Raw genomic sequence first — 1,340 nt, 5'->3', positions numbered from 1 at the left:
GGAAGGAAACCATTTGTCTATTTTCACAAGCTGTTTGCCTTGTTCATTTAGTTTATAAGCTAAGAAAGAAGTGAACATACCCCAAGCATTATCAGCGACACTTTTTCCGAAATGAAGTGCTTGCGATATTCCCTTCATATTTAGATTTTCAATAGCTACAACATCAAAATGAGTAGCTAACTCTTTAGACTTATGATGAAGAAAGTTCTTACGTTGGTTTGCTACTTTTTCATGCAGCTTAGCTACACGGATACGTTGTTTATTCCAACGCCCTGAACCTTTTGTACGTCTTGATAATACTCGTTGAGCCTTTGCTAATCGGTCTAACATTTCACGATAGAACTTAGGATAATTGGCTTTCTCATCCTCAGAACTGACGTATAATTGATCCATCGCAAAGTCTAATCCAACAACTGTTTCTACTTCTTTTTGTACGATCTCTTTTTCGTATTCAGTCAAAATGGACACATAGTATTTACCAGTAGGTGTCATAGAAATCGTACATGACTTGATTATATGGTCTTGTGGTATTTCTCTATGCTGTTTAATACGTACCATTTTCAGTTTTGGCAATTTGATATGACCGTTAAGCAACATAATATTTCCGTTCACTACATTCGTTGTATAAGACTTTCTGTCTTTTTTACTTTTGAATGTCGGGAAGTCATTTTGACCACTAAAGAAATTTTTATAAGCAGTTTGCAAGTTTAGTTGAGCATTTGCCAAAGCTAATGAATCAACTTCTTTTAACCACTCAAATTCTGCTTTGTATTTTGCAGGAGTGGGAAGCTTTTGTTTCCTTAGTTGATCCTTATCATCTTTATGTTTTTCATACGCTTCTTTCCGTTCAGCTAACATTCTGTTATACACGAAACGTACACAACCGAAGGTTTTACGCATAAGATGTGCTTGGTCTTCTGTTGGATACAAACGGAATTTATATGCTTTATTCTGCTTTGTCATATCATTTCACCTCACTTTTCACTTTGATTTTCAATATATGTTTTTACTACGTCTATTGGCGAACCACCAGTAGTTAGCAAGCAAAAACTTCTTGACCAAAACATCTCTTTCCAAAGTTTCTTTTTCACTTGTGGAAAGTCTCTTTTAATAAGTCGAGAACTTGCACTTTTATAAGCATTGATGAATTTTGTCATTTCTGTATTAGGGTGTGCCTTGAACAAAATATGAACATGGTCTACATCATGATTCCATTCAACTAATGTGATGTTATAGCTTTCAGATAGTCGAACAAACATATCTTTTGCATAGTCTGACATATCATCATCAAACACATTTCTTCTGTATTTCACGACCAACACAAGGTGATAATACAACAG

General features: G+C 34.9%; 2 protein-coding genes. Both read right to left on the bottom strand.

Annotated features, from left to right (window positions below; genetic code table 11):
* Nucleotides 1-963: RNA-guided endonuclease TnpB family protein (locus GFJ36_RS28885; protein ID WP_157349865.1), on the bottom strand; the 963-nt coding region annotated here is incomplete at its 3' end.
* 11 nt (nucleotides 964-974) lie between these two features.
* The coding region (gene tnpA / locus GFJ36_RS28880) for an IS200/IS605 family transposase (protein ID WP_242016050.1) at nucleotides 975-1,340 on the bottom strand (366 nt) is incomplete at its 5' end.

The sequence above is a fragment of the Bacillus sp. EE-W1 genome (genome assembly GCF_009760835.1).
Lineage (GTDB): Bacteria > Bacillota > Bacilli > Bacillales > Bacillaceae_G > Bacillus_A > Bacillus_A wiedmannii.
This window is presented reverse-complemented; position numbering and strand designations above follow the sequence as displayed.